This is a genomic window from Arthrobacter sp. 2MCAF15, assembly GCF_052115605.1.
Classification (GTDB): Bacteria; Actinomycetota; Actinomycetes; order Actinomycetales; family Micrococcaceae; genus Arthrobacter.
Genome location: NZ_JBFRGZ010000027.1, coordinates 1 through 13,433, shown reverse-complemented (window position 1 = coordinate 13,433; position 13,433 = coordinate 1). Strand labels below are relative to the sequence as shown.

General features: G+C 67.6%; 18 protein-coding genes. 14 read left to right on the top strand and 4 right to left on the bottom strand.

The window, feature by feature from the left end; all coding sequences use genetic code 11:
- Positions 1–6: 6 nt before the first annotated feature.
- From AB4089_RS21160 to AB4089_RS21150, 3 genes are all read left to right on the top strand, one after another.
- Positions 7–954, top strand: a complete 948-nt coding sequence (locus AB4089_RS21160; RefSeq protein ID WP_441411242.1) for an amino acid ABC transporter permease — start codon at positions 7–9, stop codon at positions 952–954.
- Positions 951–1,715: an amino acid ABC transporter ATP-binding protein gene (locus AB4089_RS21155; protein ID WP_441411241.1), complete on the top strand. Its 765-nt coding sequence runs from the start codon at positions 951–953 to the stop codon at positions 1,713–1,715. The genes AB4089_RS21160 and AB4089_RS21155 overlap by 4 nt, the downstream gene beginning before the upstream one ends.
- 98 nt (positions 1,716–1,813) lie before the next feature.
- Positions 1,814–2,194 carry a RidA family protein gene (locus AB4089_RS21150; RefSeq protein ID WP_441411240.1) on the top strand — a complete coding sequence of 127 codons (381 nt, stop codon included), beginning with the start codon at positions 1,814–1,816 and terminating at the stop codon, positions 2,192–2,194.
- A 57-nt stretch (positions 2,195–2,251) separates the two neighbouring features.
- Here AB4089_RS21150 and AB4089_RS21145 read toward each other — a convergent pair whose 3' ends face one another.
- Positions 2,252–2,860, bottom strand: a complete 609-nt coding sequence (locus AB4089_RS21145) for a hypothetical protein (protein WP_441411239.1) — start codon at positions 2,858–2,860, stop codon at positions 2,252–2,254.
- A gap of 182 nt (positions 2,861–3,042) precedes the next feature.
- Here AB4089_RS21145 and AB4089_RS21140 point away from each other — a divergent pair, with 182 nt between their 5' ends.
- The 7 genes from AB4089_RS21140 (at position 3,043) to AB4089_RS21110 (ending at position 7,721) form a co-directional block, all read left to right on the top strand.
- Entirely contained in the window at positions 3,043–3,414 is a 372-nt protein-coding gene (locus AB4089_RS21140; protein WP_441411238.1) for an ArsR/SmtB family transcription factor, read from the top strand.
- A complete protein-coding gene (locus AB4089_RS21135) occupies positions 3,389–3,856 on the top strand; it encodes an SRPBCC family protein (RefSeq protein WP_441411237.1) in 468 nt (155 codons plus the stop codon). The genes AB4089_RS21140 and AB4089_RS21135 overlap by 26 nt, the downstream gene beginning before the upstream one ends.
- A 172-nt stretch (positions 3,857–4,028) precedes the next feature.
- Positions 4,029–4,439 carry a TOBE domain-containing protein gene (locus AB4089_RS21130; protein ID WP_441411236.1) on the top strand — a complete coding sequence of 137 codons (411 nt, stop codon included), beginning with the start codon at positions 4,029–4,031 and terminating at the stop codon, positions 4,437–4,439.
- Positions 4,436–5,251, top strand: coding sequence for a molybdate ABC transporter substrate-binding protein (gene modA / locus AB4089_RS21125; protein ID WP_441411235.1), 816 nt, complete (start codon positions 4,436–4,438; stop codon positions 5,249–5,251). Before AB4089_RS21130 ends, modA begins: the two co-directional genes overlap by 4 nt.
- A gap of 8 nt (positions 5,252–5,259) precedes the next feature.
- Entirely contained in the window at positions 5,260–6,081 is an 822-nt protein-coding gene (locus AB4089_RS21120) for an ABC transporter permease (protein ID WP_441411234.1), read from the top strand.
- Entirely contained in the window at positions 6,078–7,127 is a 1,050-nt protein-coding gene (locus AB4089_RS21115) for a sulfate/molybdate ABC transporter ATP-binding protein (protein WP_441411233.1), read from the top strand. The genes AB4089_RS21120 and AB4089_RS21115 overlap by 4 nt, the downstream gene beginning before the upstream one ends.
- Positions 7,128–7,289: 162 nt before the next feature.
- Complete coding sequence (locus AB4089_RS21110) at positions 7,290–7,721, top strand: SRPBCC domain-containing protein (protein WP_441411232.1); 432 nt, start codon at positions 7,290–7,292, stop codon at positions 7,719–7,721.
- Positions 7,722–7,788: 67 nt separating this feature from the next.
- Here AB4089_RS21110 and AB4089_RS21105 read toward each other — a convergent pair whose 3' ends face one another.
- Together AB4089_RS21105 and AB4089_RS21100 are read right to left on the bottom strand one after the other, a co-directional pair.
- Positions 7,789–8,361, bottom strand: a complete 573-nt coding sequence (locus AB4089_RS21105) for an MOSC domain-containing protein (RefSeq protein ID WP_441411231.1) — start codon at positions 8,359–8,361, stop codon at positions 7,789–7,791.
- Between the two features lie 164 nt (positions 8,362–8,525).
- Positions 8,526–9,539, bottom strand: coding sequence for a medium chain dehydrogenase/reductase family protein (locus tag AB4089_RS21100; RefSeq protein ID WP_441411230.1), 1,014 nt, complete (start codon positions 9,537–9,539; stop codon positions 8,526–8,528).
- A gap of 241 nt (positions 9,540–9,780) precedes the next feature.
- Between AB4089_RS21100 and AB4089_RS21095 the strand changes: the two genes are divergently transcribed.
- The 3 genes from AB4089_RS21095 to AB4089_RS21085 all read left to right on the top strand — a co-directional run bounded on the left by AB4089_RS21095 (position 9,781) and on the right by AB4089_RS21085 (position 11,587).
- Positions 9,781–10,215 carry an ArsR/SmtB family transcription factor gene (locus AB4089_RS21095; RefSeq protein ID WP_441411229.1) on the top strand — a complete coding sequence of 145 codons (435 nt, stop codon included), beginning with the start codon at positions 9,781–9,783 and terminating at the stop codon, positions 10,213–10,215.
- Positions 10,212–10,709, top strand: coding sequence for an SRPBCC family protein (locus AB4089_RS21090; RefSeq protein ID WP_441411228.1), 498 nt, complete (start codon positions 10,212–10,214; stop codon positions 10,707–10,709). Before AB4089_RS21095 ends, AB4089_RS21090 begins: the two co-directional genes overlap by 4 nt.
- Before the next feature lie 89 nt (positions 10,710–10,798).
- On the top strand, positions 10,799–11,587 hold the full coding sequence (locus AB4089_RS21085) for an alpha/beta fold hydrolase (RefSeq protein ID WP_441411227.1): 789 nt from the start codon (positions 10,799–10,801) through the stop codon (positions 11,585–11,587).
- A gap of 31 nt (positions 11,588–11,618) precedes the next feature.
- Here the strand turns inward: AB4089_RS21085 and AB4089_RS21080 are convergent, their stop codons facing one another.
- Positions 11,619–12,332 carry a TetR/AcrR family transcriptional regulator gene (locus AB4089_RS21080; RefSeq protein ID WP_441411226.1) on the bottom strand — a complete coding sequence of 238 codons (714 nt, stop codon included), beginning with the start codon at positions 12,330–12,332 and terminating at the stop codon, positions 11,619–11,621.
- 132 nt (positions 12,333–12,464) lie between these two features.
- On the opposite strand from AB4089_RS21080, the gene AB4089_RS21075 reads away from it, so the two are divergent.
- Positions 12,465–13,181, top strand: coding sequence for a DUF2306 domain-containing protein (locus AB4089_RS21075; RefSeq protein WP_441411225.1), 717 nt, complete (start codon positions 12,465–12,467; stop codon positions 13,179–13,181).
- Positions 13,182–13,433: the final 252 nt, after the last annotated feature.

The window sequence follows — 13,433 nt, the reverse complement described above, 5'->3', positions numbered from 1 at the left end:
ACTACCATGCAGCAACAACACGCCCTCCCCGCCACCCGCCAGGACACGCCGGCGTCGCCGGACTCCATCCCCGTGGTGCCGCTCAGGCACCCGCTACGGCTGGCGACCGCCGTCGTTCTCATCCTGGTCGCACTCAGCGCCGTGTGGGACGTGGCGGTGAACCAGCGGTACCACTGGGACGTCGTCGTCTCCTATCTCTTCGCCCCGCAGGTCATCGCCGGGGCCGGGCTGACCATCCTCCTGACCGTGGTGTCCATGAGTGTCGGCGTCGCCCTGGGCACGGTCCTGGCGGTCATGCGGCTCTCGGCCAACCCGATCGTGAACACCATCAGCCGGGGCTACATCTGGTTCTTCCGGGGCACGCCCCTGCTGGTGCAGCTGATCTTTTGGTACAACATTGCCGCCTTGTATCCGGTGATCGCCTTCGGCCTTCCGCTCGGCGGCCCCTCGCTGGTCCTGGGATCGGCCAATGCGCTCATCACCCCGCTGGGCGCCGCGCTGCTGGGGCTGTCCCTGAACGAGGCCGCATACATGGCCGAGATTATCCGTGGCGGCATCGGATCGGTGGACAAGGGCCAGTACGACGCCGCCCGGGCACTGGGCATGAACGGCAGCCAGCTCATGCGCCGGGTCATCCTTCCCCAAGCGATGCGCGTGGTCCTTCCGCCCACCGGCAACCAGGTCATCTCCATGCTCAAGGGCACGGCCCTGGTCAGCGTGCTGGCGATCTCGGACCTGCTGTACTCGGCCCAGATCATCTACTCCAACAACTACCAGACCATCCCGCTGCTCATCGTCGCCAGCCTCTGGTACCTGCTCATGACTACCGTCCTGAGCTTCTTCCAAACCAAACTTGAACGGCGCTACGGGCGCGGCTTCGACGCAGCGCCGCGACGGGCACGCCGGTCAAAGACCCGTTCAAAGACAAGTTCAACGACAAGGACAGCATCATGAACACCGCCATGGTGGAAGCCAAGGGAGTCCGCAAGAGCTTCGGCTCGACCGAAATCCTCAAGGGCATCGATTTGAGGATCGAACGCGGCTCGGTGACCTGCCTGATCGGCCCGTCCGGTTCCGGAAAGACGACGTTCCTGCGGTGCATCAACCACCTGGAAAAGGTCGACGCCGGACGCCTGTACGTGGACGAACAGATGGTCGGCTACGCCGAGCGCAACGGACGCCTCTACGAAATGAAGGAACGGCAGACGGCGCGGTCACGGCTGACCGCAGGCATGGTCTTCCAACGCTTCAACCTGTTCCCGCACATGACGGTGCTGGAGAACATCGTCGAAGCGCCCGTCCATGTCCTCGGCCGTCCCCGAAACGAAGTCACAGCCGAGGCACAGGCCCTGCTGGAACGCGTCGGACTCGGCAACCGGGGGCACTCCTATCCCCAGGAGCTCTCCGGCGGGCAGCAACAGCGGATTGCCATTGCCCGGGCGCTGGCCATGAAACCCAAGCTCATGCTCTTCGATGAGCCCACGTCGGCGTTGGACCCGGAGCTGGTAGGAGAGGTGCTGGACGTCATGAAGTCCCTGGCCGAGGCGGGAATGACCATGGTGGTGGTCACCCACGAACTCGCGTTCGCCCGCCAGGTCAGCGACCAGGTGGTCTTCATGGACCAGGGAGTCGTAGTTGAAAGCGGGCACCCGGCCGAGGTCCTGGACAACCCGCAGCACGAACGCACCCAGGCCTTCCTGTCAAAGGTTCTCTAGAACCACCAGCAACCGACCACCGGCAACCGAGCATCACCAACTTGCCATCACCCACTCGGGCCGGCCAGCAGGCCGCCCGCATGAAAGGACAGAACCCCATGTCGCGACAGCAGATCAGCACCGACCTCGCGCCCAGCCCGGCGGGCCCCTATTCCCAAGCCATCGCCGCCAACGGCTTCCTCTACACTGCCGGCCAAACCCCGCACGATCCCGCCACCGGCGAAACCGTCGGCACCACCATCGAAGAGCAGACCGAACAAACCATGAAGAATCTGGCCGCCGTCCTCGGCGCGCACGGCCTGGACTTCTCCAACGTGGTCAAGGCCACCGTGCACCTGAACCACCCGGGCCGGGACTTCGCCGGGTTCAACGCCATCTACGCAGGGTTCGTCGAAACCCCCTATCCGGCGCGAACCACCGTGGGATCGTTCCTGGGTGACTTCCTGGTCGAGATCGACGTCGTCGCCGCTCTTCCCTAGCGGTCCCCGGCGCACGCCGGAACCGTTCTTCCCTAGCGGTCCCGGCGTTCGCCGGGACTACGGAGTGGGGCTGGGGGAGGGGCTGGCGGTGGTTGGGCTGGTGGTGGTTGGGCTGGGGCTGGGGCCAGCCGTGCCCGCCGAAGCCGTGCTCCCGGATTGCGTGGGGGAGGGGGTGCCGGATGCGGGCGCCGCGGGCATGTAGGACTCGTATTCGGGCAGCGTCGCGTTCAGGACCGGAAGTTGTACATCGGCCGACGTGCCCGTGGCGTCTTCGCTCACACGCACCGTGACCATGGAGCCGGGGGCTCCGCCCGAGGGGTCCAGCGTCATGGCCGGTGGTTGGGCCAGGGAGGTATGGCCGTTGGCCTTGACCGGAATCGATACCGGAGCCCCTGAGGCGCCCGAAATGGTGACGGTAGCGTCCTTTGAGGAGGCGTTGAACACCGTTCCGATGATCCGCCCGGGCTGGTCCGCTGCGTGGGAGAGGATGAGCATGTCCGCCAGCTTTATCGAACCGACTACGGTGTTGATCCCGTTGGTCGCCGGTGTGATCTTCGCGGTTTCCGCCGGATTGTCGTAGGAGCATCCGGTGGTCAGCAGGACGGCGCCCAGCGTGAGGGCGGCGGCCGCGTATCTCATCCCTGCCCGAAAGATCGTGGTTGCCACGGCCGGCTCCTCTCGGCAAAGCGTTGTCTGGATAGCTCCGATTATGGTCCGGACGGGCGCCGAAATCGAGGGAGCGGGCAGGGAACAGAAATCACAAAACCCTTGACGCCGGACCGCACGCAGGCGCATATTTAACACATCAGTTAATTAGCAGAATTGTTAAATACGAAGGAAGCATCCCGGTGTCAACCGATCGGCTCAGCCTCATCTTCTCGGCGCTCGCCGACCCCACCCGCAGGGCCATCCTGGCCCGGCTGGCGGAGGGCGAAGCCACCGTCAATGAGCTGGCCGAGCCCTTCGAGATCAGCCTCCCCGCGATCTCGCGCCACCTCAAGGTCCTGGAGGCCGCGGGCCTGATCACCCGGAGCCGCAATGCGCAGTGGCGCTCCTCGAAGTTGGAGGCCGCGCCGCTGCGTGAGGTTGCCGAATATATGGAAGAGTACCGGCGCTTCTGGGATGCCAGCTTCAGCCGCCTCGACGCGCATCTGCGAAAAATCCAGCAAGTTCCCAAGAATCAGGAGCCAGGCAATGAGCACCCATCAGAAAACCCATGAGTCCCACATTCTCTCGATGACCAGGGACTTCGATGCTCCCTGCGAGCTGGTCTTCAAGGCCTTCACGGATCCAGACCAGCTCGCCGCCTGGTTCGGCCCCGTGGGAGTGGACTCGCCCCGGGACCGGATTGTCGTTGAGCCCCGCGTCGGAGGCGCGTGGCAGCTGGTCATGGTCTGGGAGGAGGGCGGCGCCGCCAAGGAAGGACCGATCGACGCCGTGATCTCCGTCTTCGACCCGCCGTCGCTCCTGGTGGCCACCCAGCGCGCGGAGCCCGACGCCGGCACCGTTGTCCAGCTCGAGATGCGGCTGGAGTTCGAAGACCTGGGCGGACGGACCCGGCTGCATCTCACGCAAGGACCATTCGACAGCGCCGAATTCTTGGACATGACGCGCGAGGGCTGGGGCACCTCGTTCACCAAGCTCGACAAAGTCCTCGCCTAGGCGAAGCGCCTCCAGCGTCCCAGCCGGCCGCCGCAATGCGGCGCCCCGCTGGGTGCTTCACTGGAGGCCGGGTGGCGCTCTCCGCGACGCTGACAATCCACAACGCGATGATTTCTTACTGATTTGCGGATCAGGAGGCCCATATTTTCCGCAAATAGGAGATTATGGTGTCATGCCGAAAATTCGCGTATCAGAAGCAGCACGTTTTCTCGGGGTCAGCGACGACACCGTCCGGCGCTGGACCGAGAGCGGGATCCTGACCCCGGTCAAGGATGACTCCGGCCGTCTGGCCGTGGATGGCCTGGAACTTGCGCACCTCGCCCGCGACCAGGCCCACCTTCCCGAGGACCCCACCAAGGTGGGCCGCTCCGCCCGCAACCGGTTCGTCGGCCTCGTCACGGGAATCACCGCCGACAAAGTCATGGCCCAGGTTGAGCTGCAGTGCGGGCCCTTCCGCGTCGTGTCCCTGATGAGCAGCGAAGCGGTTCGGGAACTGGGCCTGGAGCTCGGATCCGTCGCGACAGCCGTGGTCAAAGCCACCACCGTCATCATCGAAACGCCCCACGGAAAGAGCATCATATGATCATCGCCCGCAAGCACGTCACCGCATTGTTCGCCGCCGGCGCCCTGACTGCAGCCCTCGCCGGCTGTGCCTCCGGAACCCCCGCAGCCACGGGAAGCAGCCCCGCCGCCGCGAGCGCCTCCGCGTCGCCGTCACTGTCCGGCACTGCGACCGTGTTCGCCGCGGCCTCCCTGAAGTCAACCTTCACCAAGCTGGCCAGCGACTTCGAGGCGAAGAACCCGGGCACCAAGATCACGCTGAACTTCGCCGGTTCCTCGGACCTGGTCACGCAGATCTCCCAGGGTGCCCCGGCGGACGTCTTCGCCTCTGCCGACACCAAGAACATGACCAAGCTGACCGACGCAAAACTGATCGACGGCGCCCTGGTCAACTTCGCCACGAATGTCCTGGAGATCGCAGTCCCGCCGTCCAACCCGGCGTCGATCAGCTCCTTCGCCGACCTCGCCAAGCCGGGCGTTAAGGTGGTTGTCTGCGCACCCCAGGTTCCCTGCGGCGCCGCGACCGCCACCGTCGAAAAAGCCACAGGTACCACCCTGGCACCGGTCAGCGAGGAATCCTCCGTCACCGATGTCCTGGGCAAGGTCACCTCCGGTGAGGCCGACGCCGGCCTGGTCTACGTCACGGACGTCAAGACCGCCGGCGACAAGGTCAAGGGCATCCCCTTCCCCGAGTCGGACCAGGCCGTGAACACCTACCCGATCGCCACCGTCGGCACGAGCAAGAACAAGGAACTGGCCGCAGCCTTCATTGCCACGGTCACTGGTGCCGAGGGCAAGCAAGTCCTGAGCGACGCCGGATTCGGCGCCCCCTAAAGGACGGCATGAACCCACGCAGCGGCACCGGCTACACCGGGATCCCGCCTTGGATCTACGCCATCGCGGCGGCAGGAGCACTCTTCGTCCTGCTGCCGCTGGTGGCCATGGTGGCCAAGGTCAACTGGCCGCAGTTCATCCCGCTGATCACGTCCGAATCCTCGCTCACTGCCCTGGGCCTGAGCCTGCGCACCTCCACGGCCAGCACCGCCCTCTGCATCGTCCTCGGCGTGCCCCTGGCACTCGTCCTGGCCCGGAGCCCGTTCCCGGGCCAACGGCTGCTCCGGGCCTTCGTCCTGCTGCCCCTGGTGCTGCCGCCAGTGGTGGGAGGCATCGCCCTGCTGTACACCTTCGGACGGCAGGGTCTCCTGGGCCGGAGCCTCGAACTGGCCGGCATCCAGATCGCGTTCTCCACCACCGCCGTCATCCTCGCCCAGACGTTCGTGGCCATGCCGTTCCTTGTCGTCAGCCTCGAAGGCGCCCTGCGAACCGCCGGCAACAAATACGAGGCCGTCGCCGCAACCCTCGGGGCGCGCCCCAGCACCGTGCTGCGCCGCGTCACCATCCCGCTCGTGCTGCCCGGCCTCGCCTCCGGCGCTGTCCTGTCCTTCGCCCGCAGCCTGGGCGAATTCGGTGCCACCCTGACCTTCGCCGGCAGCCTGCAAGGCGTCACCCGCACGCTTCCGCTGGAGATCTACTTGCAACGCGAAACCGACGCCGACGCCGCCGTCGCGCTGTCCCTCCTGCTGGTCGCCGTGGCGGTGGCCGTCGTCGGACTCTCCTACCGGCGCCCGCGCGTCGGCGCAGCACCGGAAGGGGCATTCCAGTGACCTTTCAGCTCGACGCAACCCTCGCGGCACGGGGCTTCGAGGTCTCGCTCAGCCTCGGACCGGCCGAAACCATCGCCATCCTCGGCCCGAACGGTGCCGGCAAGTCGACACTGCTCTCGATCATCTCCGGGCTGCTGCGCCCCGACGCCGGCCGGGCCGTGCTCGGGGACAGGGTCCTCTTCGACCTGGCGGCGGAGAAGAACATTTGGCGGGCACCCCACACCCGGGGCACGGCGCTCCTGGCCCAGGAGGCCCTCCTCTTCCCGCACCTCAGCGCCCTGGACAATGTCGCATTCGGGCCCCGCAGCGCCGGTGCGTCCAACGCCACTGCCCGGGAGACGGCCATGCACTGGCTCACCGAGGTCGACGCCGGGGACCTCGCCGCACGGCGTCCCGGACAGCTCTCCGGCGGACAGGCCCAGCGCGTTGCCGTGGCGCGCGCCCTCGCCGCCGACCCGGACCTGCTGCTGCTCGATGAACCGATGGCGGCCCTCGACATTCACGCGGCCCCGCTGCTCCGCCGGCTGCTCAAACGGGTCCTCGCCGGCCGCCGGGCGATCATCGTCACCCACGACATCCTGGACGCCCTCATGCTGGCCGACAGGGTGATCGTCCTCGAGGACGGCCGGATCAGCGAGGCGGGACCCACCCGCGACGTCCTCGAAAGACCCCGCAGCCGGTTCGCCGCCGGCCTGGCCGGGCTGAACCTTGTGGCCGGCACCGTCAGCGCCGCGGGCGTCACCACCGAGGCAGGGATGGTCGTCGCGGGCCACCAGGACGGCAGCATCGACCCCGGGCAGGACGGCGTCGCGGTCTTTCCGCCCTCGGCAGTATCTGTCTTCCTCACCGAAGAGCACGGCAGCCCGCGGAACTCATTCGCGGTGGCAATCACGGACCTTGAACCGCACGGCGACCAGATCCGCGTCCATGCCGGCGGCCTCTCCGCGGACATCACCCCGGCCGCGTCAGCGGACCTCGGCCTCACCCCGGGAATGACCGTCTACTTCGTCATCAAGGCCACGGCCATCGCCATCTACCCGGCCTAGCGACCGTGCGTCCGGGGGGATCGGCGGATGCGCCGTGGTGGGGACAGGCTTACGGCCGCTCCGGCTGGCGGAGTAGTCTCGGTGCCGGGCGCTGCCGGCGCTGACCGATTCCGAGTGAAGCCGATTCCGGGTGAAGCCGGTTCCGAGTGAAAAGGGAAAGCTATGACTGATAAGTATGTGGCGACGTCGACCATCACCATCGAGGCGCCCGCGGGCCGGGTATGGTCCGTGCTCACGGACCCTGTGGCCATCAAGGAGTTCATGTTCGGCGCCGACGTGGTGACCGACTGGACGGTCGGCGGACCCATCGTGTGGCGCGGCGTTTGGGACGGCAAGGCGTACGAGGACCGAGGCAGCGTCCTGGAGTTTGAACCCCGACGGCGGCTCGTTGTCACGCACTTCAGCCCGCTGAGCGGCCAGGAGGATGCGCCCGAGAACTACCACACGCTTACCTGGACGCTCGAGGAACGGCCCGGCACGACCGAATTCACACTCTCACAGGACAACAACGCCAGTGCCGAGGAGGCCGAGCACTCGAAGGGCATGTGGGACAGCCTGGTGAAGAGCGTGAAAGCAATCGCTGAGCGGCAATAGGGCGGGAGTACGCAGGACGGGAATAGGGCATACGGCCGCGGCCGGCTGCCACGGCACCGGGTGTCCGCTATGGCAGCCGCGACGGGCGCAGCAGCGTGGGAATTCCGGCCTGCGTGGGGTCCAGGGGAACGGGGCTGACCAGCACGGCCGGCCCGCGACTGAGAAGGCCGTCCGAGAGCGGCTGGCAGCGAACGCCTCCCCGGCCCCGCATCGCGGCGTGCGCGCCCGGGGCCAGCATCCGGTCCATCCAGGCGCAGGGATGGGCGGGCCGTCCGGCCCGCAGCCGGACCACGTTCCCCCTCGACTCGAGCGCGAAGTCATGGCCAAGCAGCGGAGCGAGGTGTGCGCCCCTAAGGACAACGTTGCGCCGGGTCAGAAGCGGGTCAAAGGGCCCGGCTCCCAGTTCCTCGGCCAGGGCCTCGAGGGCCTCGATCGAGAGAAGGGTGACGGCGGCGTCCATGTGTGCGGCCTTGCCGAAGAACCGGTCGCCGACGATGCCCTTGCCGGCCACCAGTTCCACCCGGTCCGCGTCGGCGGTGGGTACTTGCGCGGCGCCATCGCGTGCCCGGCCGAAGTAGGCGTGCGCCGGCGACACGAGGAGGTGCAGGACCTCGACGTCGTACCTGTAGCTTGCCGTCATCCCCTAAAACTATCCCGATCGCTGCCGCGCGCGAAGCCGCCGGAAACTCCCGAAGCCGCCGGAAACCCGCGGGGTCGCCGTAAGCTTCCGGCGAGTTCGCAGGCTTCCGGCGAACTCGGCGGTGGGCTGCGCTTCGTAATGCTGCGGCGGGGACCATGCCGGCCTCAGGGTACGAGCACGATCTTCCCCTTCGTCGCGGTGCTCCCCAGCAGCTCGTGGGCGCGACGAACCTCGGAAAGCGGCAGACGCTCGGCCACCACGGGGTGAATCTCGCCGCGGCGGAGCATCTCGAGCAGCGCGAGGAAGTCGGCCTGGAACCAGTCCTGGTGATGGATGCGCAATTTCTGAATCCGGTAGGACAGCACCTTTCTGCGGGGCGACAGCCAGCCCCAGAGTGCGACGGTCCCGGTCGCGGCGTACCAGGCGATGACTCCCGGCCAGTTCTTGCGCCCCTGCGCGATGGTGGCGTAGCGGCCGAACACGACGAGCCGTCCGCCGGGCCGGAGTGCGCGGAAGGAGCGCAGCGACAGCGGGCCACCGATTCCGTCGAGCGCGATGTCCACGCCGTCGACGGTGAGCGCGCGGACACGGGCCAGGAAGTCCTCGTTCTGGTAATCGATCGCCACGGCACCCAGCTCCTCCACCGCGGCGCGATCCCGGCCCGCGGCGGTCCCGTAGAGGCGGAGGCCGGCCAGCGCCCCCAACTCGAGGATCGCGGTGCCCACCCGGCCGGCCGCGCCGTGAACCAGAACGCTCTCCCCGGCCTTCGACTTGGCCGTGCGGTGAAGCAGCTGGTAGGCGGTCATGTAGGGGAACACGAGGCTCACGACCTCGGCCGGGTCGAGGTCGTCAGGCACCTCCACCGCGTATGCCTCCGGCACGCAGACGCGCTCGGCGTTGGCGCCCCACACAGTCAGCGCGCCGATGCGGTCTCCCACCCGTACGCGCGAGCAACCGGGCCCGATCTCATCAACGATGCCCACGAGCTCGTAGCCGGGCGTGAAAGGCGGCTTCGGTCCGCCGAGATACGTGCCGGCGCGAAGCTGTGAGTCGGTGAACGAGACACCCGACGCCAGGACCCTGACGCGGACGTCGCCCGGGCCGGGCCGTGGATCGTCGACCTCCACCACTGTCAGGACCTCGGGGCCGCCGAAGCGGTCGATAACCACGCGCTTCATGGGCTCACTCTACGCTCGCGGCATTGTTGGCACATGGGCTCCAGGCCACGCAGCGTCAGGGCCCTTCGGGCACCCCGACGGTCTCAGGGGGGTGTGCGGCGGTCGCGTCGCGCGAAATCGCCGGACACCTGCGGGCTCGCCGTACGCCTCCGGCGAACTGGCGGGTTTCCCGCGAAATCGGCGGCCTGAGGCAACGCGACCCCTTGACGCCCCCGAAGCGGCCGGACTATCCTACAACCAAATGGTTGTAGATCAGCTCCGAGACCAGCTCAGCGACGAAGAACTTGACCGCCTGTTCCAAGCCTTCGCCGACACCACCCGCCGGGACATCGTGCGGCGGGTAACAGTGGGCGAGTACTCGGTCTCCGGACTGGCTGCCCTCTACGCCATGAGCTTCGCGGCCGTCCAGAAGCACGTGGCGGTCCTGGAACGCGCTTCCCTTGTCTCCAAGGAGAAGCGGGGGAGGGAGCAGATTGTGCGGGCCAACCACGACGGACTGCAAAGGGCCCGCCGGCTGCTCGACGAGTACGAAGTCATCTGGCGGCAACGGGCCGACCGGATCGCCGCCCTCCTCGCCGAGACGGCCACAACAGCATCAGTCAATACGAAAACAGTCAACAAGCAAGCCAGCAAGGCACAATCAGCACAGATGAAGGATGGGAAGGGTTCGTCATGACGGTTACCAATTCAGTCAAGAATCTTGAGGCGCTGAGCCTCACCGTGGTCGCCGAGTTCGACGCCGGCGTGGAGCGCGTCTGGCAGGTCTGGGAAGACCCGCGACTGCTCGAACGCTGGTGGGGACCGCCCACGTGGCCGGCCACGTTCGAGACGCACGAGTTTGTCCCCGGCGGCGCGGCCAGCTACTTCATGACGGGGCCAGAGGGGGAGAAACCCCGCGGCTGGTGGCGGTTCACCGCCATTGACGCGCCGCACCGCCTGGAGTTCGACGACGGCTTCGCGGATGACAACGGCGATCCCGTGGCCGACATGGGCGCCGGTCACGCCGTCGTCACGCTGGAGCCAATCGGCGACCGTACCCGAATGACCATCCTGTCCACGTTCGAGTCGGAGGAACAGATGGAGAAGATCCTCGCCATGGGCATGGAAGAAGGCATGAGGGAAGCGCTGGGCCAGGTGGACGCGATCCTCGCCGAGTCCGTCAACGCCTGAGCAGCGACGCAAGCGGACGACGGCGGGAATCTCCCGCCGTCGTTCGCGAAGCCCTGTTCAGCCCGGTCCGTGCGGCGGTAACATGCCCTGTGGCATTCACGCACGGATACGCGGCGAACGGCGACCTCCGCATGTACTACGAGGTCCATGGCCACGCGCTGGCCGACCGGCCCCCGCTGCTGCTGATCCCCGGCGGAGGCTCGACTATTGAGACCAGCTTTGCCGGCCTCATCCCCGCGCTGCTGGCCGAGAGCCGCCAAGTGATCGCCGTCGACGAGGAAGGCCACGGCCGCACCGCCGCCACCGGCCGCCCGCTGACCGCCGAAAACTCGGCCGAGGACGTCAAGTCCGTGCTGGATGAGCTCAACGTGGAGTCCGTGGATGTGCTCGGCTTCAGCGCCGGGGGCCACACCGCGCTGGCGCTGGCCATGAAGTATCCGGATTCCGTGCGGTGCCTCATCGCCGCGTCCACCTTCGTCAGCCGCGACGCTGTCGCCGACGAGTTCTGGGAGGGTATGGCGGCGGCCACCCTCGATCAGATGCCGGAAGTGTACAAGGACGCGGACCGCCGGCTGAATCCGGAGCCCGGACACCTCGAGCGGATGTTCGAGCTCGACCGCCAACGGATCCTGACCTTTCCCGGCTGGGCGGATGATGACCTGCGCCGCATCACGGCCCGCACGCTGGTGCTGAGCGCCGACCGCGACGTCATGAATGCCGAACACGCCGTGCGGATGTCACGCGGTATTCCGGGGGCGCGCCTGATGATCGTGCCCGGCAGCCACGGCGACTACCTCGGCGAACTGGCCGCGAGTGGCGGCGACCTGCGGGCCATGCGGACCGCCATCCCGTACCTGCTGCGGTTCCTGGAAGAGTAGTCGGCACTTAGGCCGGTGCGGGCGTCGACGTCTATTCCGGAGCAGAGGTCCAGTGCTGCCGGTGAAGCCGCTCAAAGCCGTCCAGGAGCAGGTCGAGCGCGAACTCGAATTCGAACTGGTCATCGCACCCTTGTCCCACCACGGAGTCCTTATGCGCGGAGGCGGTGGCGACCTTCAGGATGTTCGGATACCGTTCGGCCATCTCCTGGAATATGGCGGCCTGCGCTTCCGGCGCCAATGCCACCGGCCCGTCCACGCTCTGGCCGGCGGAGTCGTCGAACAGCTCCTGGGTGAACCCCCACATGCGGCTGCCGAGGGCATGCATGACGTGATGGGTCAGGTCCACGGAGAACCCCCCGGCCAGGAACATTCCGATGAACGAGTCCATGTAGCCAAGGACCGCCGGCGTCTTGTTCGTGCGCGATTCCAGGACCTGCCGGCCCCACGGGTGTGCCAGGAGCGCCCGCCGCGCCGAGATTACCCGCAGGCGCACGGCGTTCTTCCAGCCGGTATCGCGGACAGGAGGATCGATCTCACTGACAAGGGAGTCCACCATGCCGTCGAGGAGTTCCTCCTTGTTGGCCACGTGCTTGTAAAGCGCCATTGGCACGACGCCGAGTTCCTGGGCCAGCCGGCGCATGCTCAGCGCGTCGATCCCCACCTCATCGGCCAGCGCGACGGCGGCAGTCAGGACGCGGTCACGGCTCAACGGGATCCGGCGCGTGCGCTCCGCTTGCTGGGTCATCCGGCCACCCTTCCCTAACGGTTCCCTATTGACAAGTGTACGCCGTACACCTAACGTGGCCGCATCAGGTGTACGCCGTACACCTCGGCCCGTGCACTACCGCCGACAGCCATTCCAGCCAAGGACCACGCCGTGACAACACAAGCCAGCAGCGCCCCTGTGCCCCGCGTCCGCCGCCGCCCCCAGTGGCCCGTGCCGGCCGGACTGATCCTGCTCAGCCTCATTCCGGTGATCGCGGGCGCGGCGCGGCTGACGGAACTGACCGGCGGCGCCGCAGTTACGGCCCAGAACGCCCGGTTCTTCGCCTCGCCCGTGCCCGTGGTGACGCACATTCTCAGCGTCACAACCTACAGCCTGCTCGGGGCGTTCCAATTCCTCCCCTCGCTGCGGGGCCGCCGCGGCTGGCACCGCATCGCCGGCCGCATCCTGGCGCCGGCGGGCCTGCTGGCCGCCTTGTCCGGGTTGTGGATGACCCTCTTTTATCCGCTGCCGCCCGGCGACGGGCCCGCGCTTTTCGTCCTGCGGCTGGTCTTCGGCTCGGCGATGGCGGCGAGCATCGTCCTGGGAATCGCCGCGATTGTGCGCCGCGACTTTGTCCGGCACGGCGCGTGGATGACCCGAGGCTACGCGATCGGAGTCGCCGCCGGGACGCAGGCGCTGACGGGCCTGCCGTGGATGCTGCTGGTGGGCCCGCCCGACGAGCCGACCCGGGCAGTGCTCCTGGGGGCGGCCTGGGTGATCAACCTTGCGGTGGCCGAGTACGTCATCCGCCGGCGCGCCCGTCGGTCCGTGCGGGTGCCGCGGCCTTCCAGGCGGACGGCTGTGGAGGGTGCCGTCACGCCGGGCTAGCCTCCCTGCGCGGAGATTACGCCCGCCGCCGCCGTGGTGGCCGGCCGCCGTCGAAGTCGCCGCCGTCGTCGAAGTCGCCGGAAGCGTGCGGGTTCGCCGTACTTTCGGAATGAATCAAGCTGTTTGTGACAGCGGGTTGGTTTTGTGGTTGATGCCGGCGTGGGCCGGGGCGGCTGGTGCGGTGGGTTTGTTCCGGTAGCGGTGAGGGTGCCGGGCGTGGCAGGCGTTGAGGGTTGCCTGGCGGCGTTGGCG